The 17,591-nt window shown below is 61.2% G+C and carries 16 protein-coding genes; 9 read left to right on the top strand and 7 right to left on the bottom strand.

Translation table 11 applies throughout. The features are described 5' to 3' along the window. Window positions 1-117 precede the first annotated feature (117 nt). The 3 genes from ACFQDI_RS19650 to ACFQDI_RS19640 all read left to right on the top strand — a co-directional run bounded on the left by ACFQDI_RS19650 (window position 118) and on the right by ACFQDI_RS19640 (window position 2,247). Window positions 118-633: a hypothetical protein gene (locus ACFQDI_RS19650; protein ID WP_377170026.1), complete on the top strand. Its 516-nt coding sequence runs from the start codon at window positions 118-120 to the stop codon at window positions 631-633. Next, window positions 630-1,181 carry a hypothetical protein gene (locus ACFQDI_RS19645; protein WP_377170024.1) on the top strand — a complete coding sequence of 184 codons (552 nt, stop codon included), beginning with the start codon at window positions 630-632 and terminating at the stop codon, window positions 1,179-1,181. The genes ACFQDI_RS19650 and ACFQDI_RS19645 overlap by 4 nt, the downstream gene beginning before the upstream one ends. Before the next feature lie 283 nt (window positions 1,182-1,464). Beyond that, the gene (locus tag ACFQDI_RS19640) at window positions 1,465-2,247 is read left to right on the top strand and encodes a Kelch repeat-containing protein (RefSeq protein ID WP_377170022.1); all 783 of its coding nucleotides are present in this window, start codon (window positions 1,465-1,467) and stop codon (window positions 2,245-2,247) included. Window positions 2,248-2,560: 313 nt separating this feature from the next. On the opposite strand, the gene ACFQDI_RS19635 is transcribed toward ACFQDI_RS19640, so the two are convergent. The 7 genes from ACFQDI_RS19635 to ACFQDI_RS19605 all read right to left on the bottom strand — a co-directional run bounded on the left by ACFQDI_RS19635 (window position 2,561) and on the right by ACFQDI_RS19605 (window position 9,899). Further along, window positions 2,561-3,337: an SDR family oxidoreductase gene (locus ACFQDI_RS19635; RefSeq protein ID WP_377170020.1), complete on the bottom strand. Its 777-nt coding sequence runs from the start codon at window positions 3,335-3,337 to the stop codon at window positions 2,561-2,563. Between the two features lie 5 nt (window positions 3,338-3,342). Continuing rightward, on the bottom strand, window positions 3,343-4,152 hold the full coding sequence (locus ACFQDI_RS19630) for an HpcH/HpaI aldolase family protein (protein WP_377170018.1): 810 nt from the start codon (window positions 4,150-4,152) through the stop codon (window positions 3,343-3,345). 10 nt (window positions 4,153-4,162) lie between these two features. Further along, window positions 4,163-4,483, bottom strand: coding sequence for a hypothetical protein (locus ACFQDI_RS19625; RefSeq protein ID WP_377170016.1), 321 nt, complete (start codon window positions 4,481-4,483; stop codon window positions 4,163-4,165). A gap of 6 nt (window positions 4,484-4,489) precedes the next feature. Continuing rightward, window positions 4,490-5,452 carry a Gfo/Idh/MocA family protein gene (locus tag ACFQDI_RS19620; protein ID WP_377170014.1) on the bottom strand — a complete coding sequence of 321 codons (963 nt, stop codon included), beginning with the start codon at window positions 5,450-5,452 and terminating at the stop codon, window positions 4,490-4,492. Then, window positions 5,449-6,438: a Gfo/Idh/MocA family protein gene (locus ACFQDI_RS19615; protein ID WP_377170012.1), complete on the bottom strand. Its 990-nt coding sequence runs from the start codon at window positions 6,436-6,438 to the stop codon at window positions 5,449-5,451. The genes ACFQDI_RS19620 and ACFQDI_RS19615 overlap by 4 nt, the downstream gene beginning before the upstream one ends. A gap of 80 nt (window positions 6,439-6,518) precedes the next feature. Next, a complete protein-coding gene (locus ACFQDI_RS19610; protein ID WP_377170010.1) occupies window positions 6,519-7,136 on the bottom strand; it encodes a hypothetical protein in 618 nt (205 codons plus the stop codon). 60 nt (window positions 7,137-7,196) lie between these two features. Further along, complete coding sequence (locus ACFQDI_RS19605) at window positions 7,197-9,899, bottom strand: DUF1592 domain-containing protein (protein ID WP_377170008.1); 2,703 nt, start codon at window positions 9,897-9,899, stop codon at window positions 7,197-7,199. 134 nt (window positions 9,900-10,033) lie between these two features. Here ACFQDI_RS19605 and ACFQDI_RS19600 point away from each other — a divergent pair, with 134 nt between their 5' ends. From ACFQDI_RS19600 to ACFQDI_RS19575, 6 genes are all read left to right on the top strand, one after another. After that, on the top strand, window positions 10,034-10,438 hold the full coding sequence (locus tag ACFQDI_RS19600) for an FKBP-type peptidyl-prolyl cis-trans isomerase (RefSeq protein WP_377170006.1): 405 nt from the start codon (window positions 10,034-10,036) through the stop codon (window positions 10,436-10,438). A gap of 17 nt (window positions 10,439-10,455) precedes the next feature. Next, entirely contained in the window at window positions 10,456-11,208 is a 753-nt protein-coding gene (locus tag ACFQDI_RS19595; RefSeq protein ID WP_377170004.1) for an SDR family NAD(P)-dependent oxidoreductase, read from the top strand. Window positions 11,209-11,364: 156 nt separating this feature from the next. Then, on the top strand, window positions 11,365-12,438 hold the full coding sequence (locus ACFQDI_RS19590; RefSeq protein WP_377170002.1) for a sensor histidine kinase: 1,074 nt from the start codon (window positions 11,365-11,367) through the stop codon (window positions 12,436-12,438). Window positions 12,439-12,446: 8 nt separating this feature from the next. Further along, a complete protein-coding gene (locus tag ACFQDI_RS19585; protein WP_377170000.1) occupies window positions 12,447-13,115 on the top strand; it encodes a response regulator in 669 nt (222 codons plus the stop codon). A 125-nt stretch (window positions 13,116-13,240) separates the two neighbouring features. Further along, window positions 13,241-14,386: an efflux RND transporter periplasmic adaptor subunit gene (locus ACFQDI_RS19580; RefSeq protein ID WP_377169998.1), complete on the top strand. Its 1,146-nt coding sequence runs from the start codon at window positions 13,241-13,243 to the stop codon at window positions 14,384-14,386. Window positions 14,387-14,416: 30 nt separating this feature from the next. Then, window positions 14,417-17,587, top strand: coding sequence for an efflux RND transporter permease subunit (locus ACFQDI_RS19575; RefSeq protein ID WP_377169996.1), 3,171 nt, complete (start codon window positions 14,417-14,419; stop codon window positions 17,585-17,587). The last annotated feature ends 4 nt before the right edge of the window (window positions 17,588-17,591 follow it).

The raw sequence follows: 17,591 nt of genomic DNA, 5'->3' as shown, positions 1-17,591 counted from the left end.
CTGCTTTTATACCCCATGAAAACGGACGCATGCCAGGCTGTTTTCTGGTCAGTTTTTTAGACCAGACAAATCTTCGGACAATACCCGGCACGGGTGCTATTCATGGAGTCAGCCGCCATGTCAGACGCCGCGCCCGCCACCACGTCTCTGCCTTACACCGACACCAAGCCGGCGGGCCATGCCGACTTTTACTTCGCCATCAATGCCACCTTCCGCTTCATCCTGCGCCATCGTGGCGAGCAGGCGCTGCGCAGCTACTGGCGCGATCTCGGCGGCAGCTACTACCGCCCAGTGTCGCAAAACTGGGCGCAGCACGGCCTGCCCGCCGTCGCGGACTACTGGCGCGCCTTTTTCAAAGCCGAGCCCGGTGCCGGGGTGGAGGTGGTCGAGTCCGCCGACGAAGTTCGCCTCGAGGTCACCCGCTGCCCCGCCATCCACCACCTGCGCGAGCATGCACGCGAGATCGTTCCGCAGTTCTGCCAGCACTGCCATTTTGTGAGCGAAGCCATCGCCGCGCCTGCGGGCCTGACCGCGCGCGTCTGCGGCGGCAATGGCGCCTGCACCCAGCGCTTTTTCAAACGCACGGCGCACACCGCCCCGCAAAACCTGGAGGACATCGCCACCGCCTCATGATCGGCTGCTACGACTTCTGCGGACACTACGAGTGGACCTTTGAATGGCTGCGCCAGCAGGGCGGCCATGAACTCGTGCGCGCCTACTGGGACGAGGCCATCCATCAGGACTCGCAGTCGCATGCGGTGGAGCTAATCGTCGGGAAGGGGATCGAAGGCATGAAGGAATACTGGGGCCCCACCCTCGCAGACGAGGGCGCGGTGTATGAGCGCACCGTCACGGAGGACGTCTTCCGCATCGACATGCACGAATGCCCCTCCAAAGGCTTCCTCATTCGCAACGACCTGCATCAATACGCCGACTACTGCGACCACTGCATGGGCTGGATCGGCCCGCTCATGCAACAGGCCGGCTTCGTCATCGACCACGAGCACAACCACTGCGGCCAGTGCTGGTGGGAGATGCGCCGCAAAGACGACCCTTCTCCGCCCAGCGCCCCCGGCGCCCTCAGCGGCACCGCCGACGTGCGCCTCCGTCCCGGCTGGAAATCACCCCACACCGACCACTATGCACGTGCCACGGACCCCGATGCCAAGACAAGCTCCTAGGCCCTGTCGCACACCCAGCGCCCCAGGAGCGCGGACTTCAGTCCGCAGCACTCCGCAGCATGCCACACTCCGCGCTGCTCGCTGGCTCCTCGTACTGGCAGTGGGTGTTCTCGCGGCTTCCACCCAAGCCGCCGACTGGCAGCCGCTCCCTCCGCTGCCGGAGCCGAATGGCGGCTTCATGTGTGGGACACAGGGCCAGTCCATTGTCATCATCGGCGGGACCAATTGGGAGGGTGGCCGTAAGAACTGGCTGAATTCGGTCCGATACTTCGACACACGCACCATGGCATGGAGATCCGACCTGGGAACCAAGCTGCCCGGCGGACCTCTAGCCTATGGACTCGCATGTCAGGGCAGCGATGTGAGCCTCTCGGTTCTCGGAGGCAGCGATGGCGAAAAGCCTCGTCCTGAGACGCTGGTCATCGACAGCGTCAAAACCTCCCATGGTATGGGAATCCGGGACTTGGGCGTAGCGGTCGTGCTGTCCGCCGGTGGAGAGGTCTTGAACCGCAGGCTGATCGTGGGCGGGACCAAAGACGCTGCCGACTTGTCCGGTCTGGTGAGGTCGGCTCATGAAATCGTTTTCATCGACAAGCCCGGGCAGGACCGCCACTACAAAGCCCTTCCGCTCGCCGACTACCCCGGCAAACCCTTCGCCGTCGCCGCCTCCGCCGTCCTGGGAGACGAGCTCTTCCTCTTCGGCGGCATGAACTACGACGCCGCAGCCAAGGCCCCCGTCAATTCCACCGAGGCCTACGCCTTTTCCCCAGCCAAAAACACCTGGCGCAAACTCCGGCCCCTCGCCGTGGCCGCTCGCGGTCTCTGTGCCGTCGCGCTCGACGACCACCGCATCTACATCGCCGGAGGCTACACCACCGACTTCACCGCAGACGCCGTCATCTACGACACCAAGACCGACACCTACACCCCAGCCAAGCCGCTCCCCTACGCCGCCATGGTCAGCCTCGTCCGCCTCGGCGACTACATCTACTGCCTTGGCGGCGAAGACAAAAAACAATCCCGCACCGACAAATGCTTCCGCATCCCCGTGGCAGACCTCAAGTAATTCGATAAGCCATTGAAAACAGCTCTGTTTTCTCGCTGAAAGGGTGTGGGCCGCTCTGGAACGTAGGTCGGTCGTGTTTGGCGTCGAACACACGCCCATTCACCACCGCCTCCCTCCGCCAAACCGCCCGAACACGAGCGCGTCCGCAAACCTCCACCGCTCGTGATTCTCTCACGACTTGCCAGAGCACTCGTACTCTCAAGCCCCTGCCACACGCTCATGGACGGACGGGCTGTCGCCACGTCCATCCTACGTTCCTGCATGAAGCGCCGGGCCATCATGCGACAGACCTGTCCGCTCGCAAAGCTCTCAGCTACTTCGCCGTATACCCTCCATCCACCGGCAGATTCACCCCCGTGATATACCGCGAGGCGTCACTCAGCAGAAAGATCACCGCACCGCCCAGGTCCGTCTCATCCGCCATGCGGCCCAGCATGGTGTGCTCGCAGTAGCGCTGCAAAAACGGCTCCGGTTGGTGATTGAAAAAGCCGCCCGGCGCGAGGTTGTTCACGCGCACCCCTTTCGGGCCGTAATACGCCGCGTAAAAGCGCGTGAGGTTTTCCATCCCGCCTTTGTGGAAGAAGTAATCCGGCGGCATGTCGCCCATGTTTGTGCCGGTGTAGAGTTCGTAGCTCGGGCCGATCATCCCCTGGATGCTCCCGATGTTCACAATGCTCCCGCGTCCGGCCTCCGCCATGGTCTTGCCAAAGTGCCGGTGCATCAGCATCAGGCCCGTGGCGTTCACACGCATGGATTCCGCAAACTGCTCCGTCGCTCCATTCGTGCCTTTCATGGGCCGCAGTACCGCGTTGTTCACCAGCCCGTGCAGCGCACCATGCTGTGCCGTGACTCGTTCATGCAGCGCCACCACCGAGCCTTCATCTCCCTGATCCAGCGACTCCGCAAACACGCGGTGCCCCTGGGCCGTCTCCTCCTCCGCCACCGCCTGCAGCTTCGCCACATCCCGCGAGGCCAGGATCAGCGTGGCGCCCGTCTCCGCCAGCATCGCCGCCAGCCCGCGGCCATACAGCCCCGCGCCTCCGGTGAGCAGGATCGTTTTGCCTTCGAGAGAGAATAAGTTTGAGGACATGGCGCTTACTTGGATTGGTAAATCGAATCACTTCCGCTGGCCGCCGCACCGCCGCCGAAATCCCCCACCAGCTTCTTGAAGGCATTCCCCAGCTCCAGTACATCCGCGCCCAGCGTAAAAACGCGCGTACCCTCCGCCAGCACCTCCTCCTTCTGCCCATACAGCGATGCCACCGCCGGGTATTTGCCATGTTTGAGCGCCGCTGTCGCCACACGCTTGCGCGCGGCCACCACTTCAGGATGCGTGGCCTGTCCCAGCTTGCCGATGCGGTGGCTGAAATCTCCCGCGCCAAACAGCAGCATGTCAAAGCCCGGCACCGCCGCGATCTCCTCCACCACCTCCAGCGCCTCTGGGCTTTCGATCTGCAGGATGATGAACTTCTCCGTGTTGCAGTGGTGGGCATACTCCGCCAGCGGCACCTGGCAGAAAAGCCCGTCCATGTTGCCAGCATCCAGCGCCTTGTGCCCCAGCGGCTGGCAGCGCACCATGTCCACCACGTTTCGCGCCTCGTCCGCGCTCGTCACATGCGGCACCATGATGCCCGTGGCATCGCACTCGAAAGGCTTCACATATTCGCTGTAGCCGCCCTTGTTCACGCGCACGATCGTGTCCATGTCATACAGCTTCGCCGCGCGCACCTGGTGCTCCAGATTCAGCCAGTCATTCGGCACATGCTCATTGCACAGCCACACAGCGCTGGCACCAGCAAGTCCTGCCAGCTCCACGATGCGGGGGTCTCCCATATTCAGCTTGAGCACAGTGCTGTTCTGGCCGGAGCGCAGCTCGCGGAGGATGCGTGAGGGACGGAGTTTCATGAATGGAAAATTAAAATCTTGAGGCGAGTTCTTCCCGCAAGAAGCTGAAGAGCTGCATCAGCAAAAGAACACTCATAAGCACCACGAGCAGGGCAATGCAGCATTTTCGGACTCTCGCGGATCTATAACAGACAAGGCCGATGGCGATGGAGCCGACCGCCAAAACGTACGGTTCAAACAGAACATGAAAGACCGCCGCATCACTTGCATCCTTGGTGATGACCATGCGTGCAACACAGGCCAAAGCCGATAATGCCAAAGTGGTGAGAAACCCCAGGGCAGCATTGTCCGCCATTCTTGGCACGCGTTGAAGGTGGTGCTCAGGATTCATCGTCATCTAAGCACGCACTTCTTGGATAATGTCTTCCACTTGAATCATGGCCCCATTCTGCTCACGACTGCGCCGGCCTGCAATGATCACCGCCATCAGTTCCACGGTTTCCGCAAAGGGCAGGGGACGCGCGCCCGTGCGCAGCATCTCGATGAAAGCCACCAGCTGCCCGCGAAACGCGCTGTAGGTGTCCGTCAGCCGCAGCGGCAGCTGCCCCTTGGTGCCATACAGATGCACCGCGCCAAAGCTGCCATACGCATCATGCAGCGCGCCAATGGTGACACGCACGCCGCCACGATGCGTCAGGTGCATCACATCGCCCCCGGCATCGCTGTGCGCCTGCACGGTAATAAAACCCGTGCCCAGCAGCGGCTCCACAGCCTCCAGCGCATGAATGCCATAGCGCTCCCACGTCTTGCAGGTGAAGCTCGTGATCCACCGCAGATCTCCCACCAGCGCCTGCTGCTCCTCATTCAGCCGCATCTCCGGCGCATAGCGCATCCCGCTCGTGGAGAGGATCGTGGCCCCCGCCTCGTGCCACTGCACAAACTGCCGCAGGTCCGCCATGTTCGTCGCCATCGGCTTGTCCACAAACACCGGCAGCCCCGCCTCGATGAACGGCCTCACCCGCCGGATGTGGTCGTCGCCATCATCCGTCGAAATGATCACCGCATCCACCTGGCCGATCACATCCTCAGGCTTTGAGACAAGGTTCGGGATCAGGCTCGCCGCCGCCACCTTGGTCGCATCGGCGGGATCATCCGTCCACAGGTGCGTCACCCGCGCGCCCGGCACGCGCACATCCTCCACGCGCTGCTTTCCCAGATAGCTCAAAATGGCAGAGTAGGGGCAGGCCGCCATCGCCTCCGGATTGAAGCCGTTGATGATCGCGCTCCACGAGTACGGGTGCCCGTTTCCCTCGATCATCCCCAGCATCGCCAGGCGCAGTTCTTTGCCTTCGGTGTTCATGAAATCGTGATCGGCATGCCGCTGGCGGCGGACTCCAGCGCGGCCCGGTTAAAGCGCAGCGTCTGCGCCGCCTCCTCAAAGGTGCTCAGCGCGCAGGCCTTGCCCTCCATCCCATCCAGAAAGGCGTTCGCTTGCGCGATGAAAAGGTCATCCCGCTCCAGCGGCTGCGTCTTGTGCCAGGTCCATTCTGTCTCGCCCAGTTTCATGCTTCCCCAGCGCTGCGCGTGAGATTCGATCTTCACGCTGCCATGCTCGCAGTGAATTTCAAAGACCGCCTCGTTCGCCGCCTGAAACTGCGTCATCGCGTAGCTCGCCAGCACAGCGCCATGCCGTGCGGAGACGTTCACCGTATCCTCCACGCTCACGCCCTCCAGTTGCTGATGCGCCGCATCGCAATACACCCGCGTCATCGGCCCGATCATCCACTCCATCGCGTTCACGATGTGCGTCAGCGCATCCTGGATCGCGCCTCCGCCCGTCTCATGCCGCGCATAATAAATGTCCCGGTAGGCCGGGCGAAAGGTTGGAAAATGCTGCCCCGCCACCACGCTGGCATGCAGCGGTCTGCCCAGCGTCCCGCTTTGCAGAAACTCACGCGCCGCCACGATCCACGGGAAGCAGTGGTACACATACGCCACCGCCACAAAGCGCCCGCTCGCAGCCAGCGCCGCGCGCGTCTCCTCCAGCCCCTCCAGCGTCACGGACAGCGGCTTCTCGATCAGCAGCGCCGCGCCCTGCGCCGCCCCTTCACGGGCTATGGCCAGATGCGTGTGCGCAGGCGTGCAGATCACCCACGCGTCAAAGCGCCGCGCCTTCGCCGCCTCCGCCAGCGTGCCGTAGGCCGTCACGCCATAGCGCCGGCTCACCGTCTCCAGCAGCGCGGCATTCGCATCGCACACGCTCACCTCGCAGCGCCCTGTCTGCTGAAAGCAGCGCAGATGCCGCTCGCCGATGCTGCCGCAGCCGATGATGAGAATGGAATGCATGACCTCTGAGTAAACCCGGGCCTGCGCCCCGTCCTAGAAAAATGATCTGGTCTGGTCAATGAACCACATGCCGAGCCTCTTCACTTCGTCCGCCCCGCACGCCGGGCCACGCGCTGCTCCTCCACCAGTTTTCGCGATCCCTCGGACAGCTTTTCCAGCGGCAGGTCAAAGCTCTCCCCATCCTCCCGGCGGATCACGATGCTCTCCTTAGTGAAGGCCGTGATGCGCGCCTTGATGGTCCTCCCATCCGTGCTTTCCAGAGACACCATCTCATTCACCACCTTCGGCGGCGCTGGCGGCGGGGGAACTGTTCCGGGCGACGCGGAGGCTTCAGGCACGGCACCCTTCTTGTTGGAATACGCCACATACTGGTCCATGGCATAAAACACCACCGCCACTCCCGCCAGCACCACCATGATCTTGGTAAAGAGGCTCGTCGGCTTTGGCTGCGGCAGCTTCTTGGCAGGCTCCGGGTACAGGTCCGGGTGCAGCTCATGCTTGGAGGCGTTCCACAGGTTCTGGTGCGCGTAGCCTCCCGGCCCTTCAAACACCGCCTTGATCAGGTTGCTCGCGCCCCCGCGTGTAGGCGGCACCGGCATTTTCAGAAACTCCAGCACCGCCTTCTGCTTGGGCTGGATCGGCTCGTCACGCCAGCTTTCGCCTGGCGGATCTTCGTGGTCGTTGATCTGCTTGCTCATGGATTGCGCTGGATGCTCGCTGCGTGCGGGTGCGCGGTAAACCCCGAAATCCCCCGCCGGTTACGGCGTTGCCCGCATCTTCTGAAACGGCACGCTCTCGCACACCGCCAGGATGATGTCCTGCATGCGGTTGCCGGAGGCCTTCGCCTTCTTCAGAATCTCCTCCGTTGTCGGCTTGTCGGAGTATTCCAGGCCGCGCCCCAGTGCAAAAATAAGCAGGTTGTCGGCGAGGTTTTTGACGAACTGGTCGCTCATGTCCCGCACCAGGATCGTTCGCAGTTCCGCCAGATTCGCAAAGGTCTGTCCACGCACCAGCGAGCCCGAGGCGTCGATGGGCTGCTTCTTCTCCTCGTCACGCCAGTGCCCGATGGCGTCGTAGTTCTCAAATGCAAAGCCCATCGGGTCCAGGAAGGCATGGCATCCTGCGCAGGAGGCATTGCTGCGGTGCTCGGCAAACTGCTGCCTCAGCGTCATCTTGCCAAACTGCTGCTTTCGCTCATCCAGCGGCGGCACGCCACCCGGTGCGGGCGGCGGCGGTGTGCCCAGGATGTTTTCCAGCAGGTACTTGCCACGCTTCACCGGAGACGTGCGCGTCGGCGTCGAAGTCAGCGTCAGGATGCTCCCCTGCGTCAGGATGCCCCCACGCGGAGTGCCCTGCAGCGACACCTTCTGGTACTTGTCCCCCTTCACTCCCTGGATGCCATAGAAGCGCGCCAGCTTCTCATTCATGAAGCTGTAATCGGCATTCAGGAATGTGATCACGTCCAGATTGTTCCGCAGAATGTTGTCAAAAAACATCTGGGATTCCTTCTTCATCGCGTAGGCCATGCCGCCCTTCCAGTCTGGGAAGCGCCTTTCATCCACATCCACAATGTCCATGTCGCGCAGTTGCAGCCACTGGCCGGCAAAATCCTCCGTCAGGCTCCACGCACGGTAGTCGCCGATCATCCTCTTCACCTCTGCCGCGAGGTTTTTGCGCAGCTCGCCTTTCGCCGCCAGCTGCAGCAGCCTCTCATCCGGCGGCGCAGACCACAGGAAATATGAAAGCCGCGAGGCAAGGCTGTATTCGTCGATCAATGCCACACCGTCCTTCACCTCGCCAACCGGTGTGGGCGACCCTCGGTAAAGAAATCCCGGAGACATGAGCATGCCGCGCAGCACGTAGCCCATGGCCTCCATCGGCGGCAGGTTCTCTTTGAGTCCGAGATCTGCGATGCCATGCCACTTCGTCTTTTCTGCCTCGCGCATCGGGCGGCGGAAAAGGCGCTGTCCCAGCTTGTCCACAAGGCTGTGCACATCAGCAGCAGAGATCCCCCCCGGCTGGTCCAGCGGCCCCTCCACCTTGAGCTGGTGCAGCCAGAAGTTCCGGTCCTCGTGCTTTTTCTCGTCGTAGTAGTCATTTAGAAACCACACCTGGATTTCATGCTTGCCCGCAGGGAGTTCCACTTCCGCGTCAAACTTCTGCGGCGTCTGGTCCTTGGCCGTGATGGCAAAGGAGCCGGCATTTTTACCGCCGATGCGCACGTCAAACTTCGCAGGCTCACCGCCTGCCTGCTGTGCTCCCGCCTTGATGGCGAGCCGGTACTTGCCAGCAATCGCGAGATCCAGGTGATGCTTCACATAGCCGTTCGAGGGCAGTTCGATGGTTCCCGTGTCGCGGCTCGCATTTCCCTGGCCGTTTTCAAAGTCTTCACCGCTCAGGTTGATGGCCGGCAGCCCCGCAGGCTTGCCATCCAGCAGCCATTGCACCAGTCGCGTGCCGCGTGGTGGCAGCAGTCCGTCTGGACCTTCGATCTCGATCTTCTCCAGCGCAAGGTTGCGGTCCCGCTTGCTCGCGTCCGGATTCTGCGGGTCCGCGAAATCATTGATGAAACGCACCACGATCTTATGCTCCCCGCCTTTGAGCTGCACCTGCTGCTGAATCATTTGCCAGGGGCCTTTGTCGCCGTTGTAGCGTGCCGTCACGTCAAAGGTGCCGAGCTCCTTGTCATCCACTCTCAGCGCCACCTTTGCCGCGTCCGGCCCTGCCTGCGTGGCGGAGAGGTGAAATTTCAGCAGGTAGTTGCCGCTGGCGGGCGCTGTGAATTTCGTCGCCGCATCCGCATTGCTGTGGAACCACCGCACGCCGTCCCACTCCTTCGTTTCGCCTTTCTGATTCCAGAACTTTTTGGCCCCCAGTTCCATGTCCAGCCGTTCCACATTGGAGGTGTCCAGCGCTTTGGCCGCCACTGCATTGGCCGCACGGATGTACTTCTCCATCAGCATCGGCGAAATGCTCAGCACATCCCCGATGTTGTCGAAGCCGTAGCCCGTGTCATCCGGCGGGAACTCATTGGCGGGCTTCATGTCCACCAGCAGCAGGTCACGGATGGTGTTGTTGTACTCGGTCCGGTTCAGACGGCGGTAAGTGATGTGTCCCGGGTCGATCTTCTTCGGGTCAAACCAGAACACCGTGTTGTCGATCCATGCCACGATCTCATCGCGCTCACTCAGCGGCGGCTTCTCCTTCTTCTCCGGCGGCATCACATGCGTCACCAACTGCTGCCGCGCGTGGTCCCACAACACCTTGTCCCCGATCAGCTTGGAGTACTCCGGGTACTCATCCAGCGCAAAGTCGCCCTTGTCCGTGCCGTCTCCATGGCAGTCATAGCAGTACTTTTGCAGCAGCGGCAGGATCCGCTGGTTATAGGCGTCCTGTCCACGTTCAGCAGCGGAAAGCAGTGATGGAATCGCGATGGATGCAAAGATGAGGCGGCGAAGCATGAAAGGAGGAATTTGGGGGTATCTAGGATACGCGTTTAGAATGGCAGGGATTTCGCCGAAACCAACGCCCAATGCACATCATTTGCGGTTGCATGCGCCCGGGCTTGCGCTGATGGAGCGCGCCCCTTTTACCCATGTCCACCTCCGCACTCGAAACCGGCCGCGCCTTCCTCGCCCAGAACGCCACCAAGCCAGGCATCACCACCACCGCCAGCGGCCTCCAGTATGAAGTCCTCACCCCCGGCACCGGGAAAAGCCCCAAGGCCAAGGACACCGTCGTGGTCAACTACCGCGGCACCCTCCTAAACGGCGTGGAGTTTGACAGCTCCTACCTCGCCGGGCGCGAACCGGCCGAGTTTCCCCTCAAGCGTGTCATCAAAGGCTGGACTGAAGGCCTCCAGCTCATGCAGGAGGGGGCAAAATACCGCTTCTTCATCCCTTCGGAGCTCGCCTACGGCAAACGTGGCGCAGGCATCGACATCGGCCCCAATGAAACCCTCATCTTTGAAGTGGAACTGCTGAAAGTCTGGGAGGACTGAGAGCGATTGCTCTGCCCATGAATCAAATCGACCTCAAAGACAGAGTTGCCATCGTCACCGGTGGCGCACGCGGAATCGGCCACGCCATCGCAGAACGCATGCTACGCTCCGGAGCAGGCGTCTGCCTCTGGGATATTGACGCAGCTGCGCTCGATGCGGCCAAGGCTGAACTCTCCGCCCTCGGCAAAGTGCACACCGCCACCGTGGATCTCACCAGCATCTCCTCCGTGGAAAGCGCCGCCGCATCCACCATCGGTGCCTTCGGCAAGATCGACATCCTCGTCAACAACGCCGGCATCGCCGGCACAAACGCCAAGACCTGGGAAACCGATCCCGCCGAATGGCAGCGCGTCATGGCCATCAATCTCAACGGCCCCTTCCACTGCTGCCACGCCGTCGTCCCGCACATGCTCAAAAACGGCTACGGCCGCATCGTCAATATCGCCTCCATCGCCGGCAAGGAGGGAAATCCCAATGCCGCCCACTACAGCGCCTCCAAGGCCGGGGTCGTTGCCTTGACCAAATCTCTCGGCAAGGAGCTTGCCACCAGCAACATCATCGTCAATGCAGTGACACCCGCCGTCATTGAGACCGACATCCTCAAGCAGCTCACCCAGCAGCACATCGACTACATGCTGTCCAAGATCCCGATGAACCGCTTCGGCAAAAAGGAGGAAGCCGCAGCTCTCGTTGCCTGGCTGTCCTCCGAAGACTGCTCCTTTACCACCGGCGCCGTATTCGATCTCTCCGGCGGCCGCGCGACGTATTGATCGCGGCTCAGTCAGTTCATGCCGTATTGGATCAATTGCAGCCGGGGAGCCTTTTCCCGGGCTGCAATGGCATGTTGACATTGGTCCTTGAAACCCGGTACGGTGCATGCCTTATGATTCAGGCATGCCAACAAATGACTTTGCGTTGAATGATCCATGAGTGCCGTTTCCTCACAGTATTCTGAACGGTCGGGCTCAAATCGAAAATGGCTTTGGGTCGCATTTCTGCTGCTGCCCGTGGTGGCTATGGTGGACTATCATGCAGGCTTTGAGCTTCAGTTCTCCATCTTCTATCTGGTCTCCGTTTATCTGGCCACCTGGTTTGGCGGCTGGCGCATGGGAGTGGTCGTCTCACTGATTAGTGTGGCCCTTTCCCTCACCGGCGATCTCGCTAGCGGAGCGGTGAACAAAAACAGGCTGGTCACAGGGTGGAACTGCGTGATCTCCATCAGCTTTTACATGGTGATGATCTCCGTGCTGTACCGCCTGCGCATGTTTCAGCGGCAGCTCGAAGTGCGTGTGCGCGAGCGCACCACCGCCCTGCTGGAAGAGATTCAGGAGCGCAAAAAACTTGAAGAAGCCGTCCTCGAGGTCAGCGAGCGCGAGCAGCGCCGCATCGGGCACGATCTTCACGACAGCCTCTGCCAGCATCTCACCAGCGCAGCGCTCGCAGGTCAGGTGCTGAGTGAAAAGTTGCAGCAAAAGTCGCTGCCAGAGGCTGCCGACAGCGAGCAGCTTGTGGGCCTCATCGAGTCCGGCATCGATCTCGCGCGCAGCCTCGCACGTGGTCTGGCTCCGGTGGAGCTCGACATGCTCGGCCTCACCGCCACACTGCGCGAGCTCGCGCGCACCACCACCATTCGCGCACGTTTGCACTGTACCCTGGAAATGCCGGAGGAGGTCCTCCTCGATGACTCCGAGGCCGTCGTGCACCTTTACCGCATTGCCCAGGAGGCGGTCAATAATGCCGTGCGCCACAGCGGTGCAGAGCGTATCACCATCTCCCTTCAAAACACCCCCAGGGGCGTGCAGATGCAGGTGGTGGACGACGGCATCGGCCTGCCGCCTGGTGCAGGTCGCAAGTCCGGCATGGGCCTGCACATCATGCGCCACCGTGCAGACATGATCGGGGCCGTGTGCGAAGTCTGCGCTCTTGCACATGGCACCTGTGTGAGTGTTCTTGTGCCCACCCGCTCCCGCGCCGAGGGCGCCGGGCCCACCTCTGTCTGATTTTTTGCATGAGTGAACACCAGAGCATCTTTATCGTCGATGATCACCCCCTGGTTCGTGAGTGGCTTGGTACACTCATCAATCAGCAGACAGACATGACCATCTGCGGCGAGGCCGAAGCAGCCCCTGAGGCGCTCTCCAAAATCGAGACCCTCAAGCCCGACGTCGTCGTCGTGGACATCATGCTCGCATCTGGCTCCGGTCTGGAACTCATCAAGGACATCCGCCGCGTCTCTCCGGAGAGTATCTCCCTGGTTCTCAGCATGCACGATGAGCTCACCTATGCCGACCGCGCCCTCCGTGCAGGTGCCCGTGGCTACGTCAGCAAACGGGACACCACCAAAAAAATCGTCAATGCCATTCGTGAGGTGTCCGCCGGGCGCGTGTTCGTCAGCCCGGAGGTTCAGGCCCAGATCACCGAGCGCTATCTGGGAAACCGCACCAGTTCCTCGGACATCAGCACCCTCAGCGATCGCGAGCTGGAGGTCTTTCGCATGCTTGGCCAGGGTGGCGACACGCGGCAGATTGCAGACTCCCTCAGCATCAGCATCAAGACCGTGCAGGTCTACTGCACCCGCGTGCGTGAAAAGCTCGGCCTGGCCGGTCACCATGAGCTCATGCGTGAGGCCTTCCGCTGGTGGGAGCAGCAGGCGGGCAAGCCGAAGTTCGAACGCTGATAAGGCCTCTGCTTGACCTGTGTGTAAGGCGCGGCCCTACATGGCTATGTAAGACGTGGATGACAAAACGCTGCGCATCGTGCTGACATGACCCCTCGAGCATCATGCTTGAATGTGGCGGGCACATGCACAAGATCGTTGCCAAACATCTCATCCTCCGGCTCCTATGGGCCTCGGCCTGCCTTATTTCGGGGGCATCCTCGGTATCTTGCTCCAAAGTCGCCAAAGCGGCCGCAGAGCCGACGTCTCCGGAGGTTTTTAGCGTCACCACCCCTGTCGTGATGGATGTCCCGGCAGACAGGCACTACGTGGCGTCCGTTCAGAATACCAGCCACATCGAGCTCTGCGCCCGTGTGGAGGGCTTCATCGAAAAAGTGGCCGTCGATGAGGGCCAGCACGTCTCCAAAGGCCAGCTCATTTTCGCTCTCGGCAGGCAGGCCTTTGAGATGAGCCTTCGCCGTGCCCATGCCAGGCTCAAAAGCGCCCGGGCAGACCTCCGCATGGCGGAGATCGAGCTGGCCAACACCCAAACCCTGCTGGAGAAAAAAATCATTGCAAAGGTGGACATGGATCTGGCTCAGGCAAAGGCGGATGCTGCTGCAGCGGCTGTGGAAGAGGCCGCCACGGATGTCGCGGAGGCAGAGCGCCTGCTCACTCTGACGGAAGTGCGCGCTCCCTTTGATGGCATCATCAATCGTCTTTCCAAAAAGGCAGGCAGCATGGTCAATGTCGGCGACGTTCTCACCACTCTCTCCAGCGACGGAGATGTGTTCGTCTATTTCAATGTGAGCGAGCAGGAGTATCTGGAGATCAGCTCTCGTCCGGACTATGCCGCAGCAGATGGCCTCTCACTGGAATTGGCAGACGGACGCGCCTACCCCTGCCGCGGCCGCATCGAGACCTTGGACGCCGTCATCGACAAAACCATGGGCACCATCGCCTTTCGCGGGCGCTTTCCCAATCCCGATCATGTCCTGCGGCATGGGGCCAGTTGCAAGGTTGCCGTGCACAATACTCTCAAGCACGTGGTCGTCATCCCTCAGAAGTGTACTTTTGAAGTCCAGCACAGGCTCTGCGTTTATCGCGTGGGGCAGGGGAACAAGCTGCAGATGGAAGAAGTGCAGCCCATCCTCCGCCTGCCCAATCATTTTGTGATCGGTCAAGGCCTCGGTGAGCAGGATCAAATCCTCTTTGAAGGCATCCAACTCGTGCATGAGGGCCAGGTCATCGAGCCGCAGAATCGCGCATGGGACGCTCCCGCCCCTTTGTGATCCGGCCTGCATCCCAGTCATTCACCTTGCATGACCTCCGTTTTCATAAATCGTCCCATCCTTTCAGTTGTATTGTCCGTCATCCTCACATTGCTGGGGTTGCTGTCGTTGACAAAGCTTCCCGTGTCGCAGTTTCCCGGCATCGCGCCGCCGGAGGTGAACGTCACCGTGGAGTACGCCGGGGCCAATGCCGAGACGCTCACCAAGGCCGCCATGGTCAAGCTGGAGCGCAGCATCAATGGCGTGCCCGGCATGAAATACATGTCCACCGATGTGGGCAACGATGGCGTCGGCGTGGTGCAGATCATCTTCGAAGTCGGAACCAATCCGGACACGGCCTCCGTGAACGTGCAAAACCGCGTGGCTGCCATCATGGGCCAGCTTCCCGCCGAGGTGGTGCGCAACGGCGTCAAGATCGCCAAGGAGGAAAACGCCATGTTGATGTACCTCAACATTTTCAGCACCAGGAGCGATGTTGACGAAAAGTTCCTCTACAACTTTGCCGATCTCAACATCCTCTCCGAGCTCAAGCGCATCAAAGGCGTGGGCTACGCCGACATCCTCGGCGCCAAGGAGTACGCCATGCGCGTCTGGCTCAAGCCGGACAAACTTCTCGCTCTCAATGTCTCCGCCAATGACGTGATGACCGCGCTCGAAGAGCAGAACGTGGAAGCCGCCCCCGGCAAGGTGGGAGAGAGTTCCGAAAAAGGCCGCCCGCAGCTCCAGTACGTGGTGCGCTACACCGGCAAGTTCACCACCGAGGAGGAGTACCGCAACATCCCCCTCCGCTCCACCTCAGAGGGGCAGATCCTCCGCCTGCGCGATGTGGCGGAAATCGAGTTTGGCACCACCTACTTTGATGTGGAGGCCAGGTTCAATGGCAGGCCCGCCGCCGCCATCATGCTCAAGCAAATTCCGGGCTCAAACGCCAGCGAGGTCATCGCTGCCGTTAAGCAGCGCATGGCGGAGATCCGCGAGTCCACCTTCCTCGAAGGCATGGACTACGAGATCAGCTATGACGTCTCACGCTTTCTGGATGCCTCATTGCATGAGGTCCTGCGCACCCTGCTGGAGGCCTTCGTGCTCGTCTCCCTCGTCACCTACGTTTTCTTGCAGGACTGGCGCAGCACCGTCGTGCCCGTGCTCGCTGTGCCTGTGTCCCTTGTCGGCACCTTCGTATTCATGCACATGATCGGCTTCTCGCTGAATCTCGTCACCCTCTTCGCCCTCGTGCTTGCCATCGGCATTGTGGTGGATGACGCCATCGTCGTCGTGGAGGCCGTGCATGCGCAGATGGAGCGCGGCAGCGGCGGCGCACGGCAGGCCACGGAGCGTGCCATGCATGAGATCAGCGGCGCTTTGATCGCCATCACCCTCGTCATGGCGGCCGTGTTTGTGCCCGTGGCCTTCATGTCCGGCCCCAGCGGCATCCTGTACCGAAACTTCGCCATCACCATCGCCATCGCCATCAGCCTCTCCGGCTTTGTCGCGCTCACTCTCACGCCGACTTTGTGTGCGCTTTTGCTGAAAAACTCGCATCATCAACCGCACGATTCTGCCCAAGCGCCCAAACGGCGTGGTCCGCTTGCCTGGTTCTTCCATGCGTTCAACAGCACCTATGAGCGTCTCGCTTCCAGTTACACCGCCATGATTCGCGGTATCGCCGGGCGTCGCGCCCTCACCTGCCTCATGCTGCTCGGCTTCTGCGCCGCCACCGGCTGGGTCAGCCGTCAGGTGCCCACCGGCTTCATCCCGAACGAGGATCAGGGCAGCTTCTACATCAGCATCACCACGCCATCCGGTGCCACGCTGGAGCGCACCAAGGACGTGGTGGACGAGATCGTCCGCTGCATAGGCGGCTTGCCGGGCATCTCCTCCGTCTCCAGCCTTTCAGGCACCAATATCCTCTCAGACGGCACCGGCGCCAGCTACGGTACCTGCCTTGTGAATTTAGTCCCATGGGATCAGCGCAGCGCCACGGTGGAGACGGTGATGAATGACGTGCGCCAAAAAATCTCCCATCTCAAAGACGCACGCATCGAGATCTTCCCCCCGCCTCCTGTGCCCGGCTATGGCAATGCGGGAGGCTTTGAGCTGCGCCTGCTGGACAAAACCGGCAGTGGCGACTTCCAGCGCATGGATGCCGTGCTCAAGCAGTTCATGGCAGACCTCCGGCAGCGGCCGGAAATCGGCAGCGTCTTCACCATCTTTGACGCCAGCTATCCGCAGTATCTTCTGCATGTGGACATGGACAAAGCCGCGCAGAAAGGCGTCACCGTCAGCCGCGCCATGGCAGAGCTGCAGACCCTGCTCGGTAGTGAATACGGTTCCAACTTCATCCGCTTCGGCCAGATGTACCGCGTCATGGTCCAGGCACTGCCGCAGTATCGTGCCCGCCCGGAGGATATCCTCAAGCTCAGTGTTAAAGCAAGCAACGATCAGATGGTCATGCTCTCCAGTTTCATCACTCTGGAGAAAGTTTACGGCGTCGATCAGGTCACCCGCTACAACATGTTTCCTTCAGCCGAGCTCAACGGCGAGCAGTCCCCCGGCTACAGCAGTGGCGACGCCATCCGCGCAATCCAGGAAACTGTGAAGGACAAGCTGCCCAAAGGCTACGGCATCGACTGGGCGGGCATGACGCGTGATGAAGTGAATGTCGGCAACGAGGCCACCTTCATTTTCATTATCTGCATCGTCTTCGTCTATCTGCTGCTCGCCGCGCAGTATGAAAGCCTGCTGCTCCCGCTTCCCGTCATCCTTTCTCTCCCCACCGGCCTCGTCGGAGCCTTTCTTTTCCTGCAATGGATGGGGCTGGAAAACAACATCTACGCCCAGGTCGCCATGATCATGCTCATCGGCCTCCTCGGAAAAAATGCCATCCTCATTGTCGAGTTCGCCGCATTGCGCCACCGCGAGGGCAAAACACCGCTCCTCGCAGCCGTGGAGGCCGTGCGAACACGCCTGCGCCCCATCCTCATGACTTCCATGGTCTTTGTCGCGGGGCTCATGCCTCTGTTGCTCGCCAGTGGTGTTGGAGCCGTGGGAAATCGCACCATCGGCGCCGCTGCCACGGGAGGCATGATCTTTGGCACCGTTTTTGGCGTCATTCTCACGCCGGGGCTCTACGTTATCTTCGCCACCCTGGCGGAAAAATTCAGCCGCAGGCGTGAAGAACTGCCGCTGAGCGAAACCCTCTGAGTCG

The organism is Prosthecobacter fluviatilis, assembly GCF_042655725.1.
GTDB classification, from domain to species: domain Bacteria; phylum Verrucomicrobiota; class Verrucomicrobiia; order Verrucomicrobiales; family Verrucomicrobiaceae; genus Prosthecobacter; species Prosthecobacter fluviatilis.
This window is presented reverse-complemented; position numbering and strand designations above follow the sequence as displayed.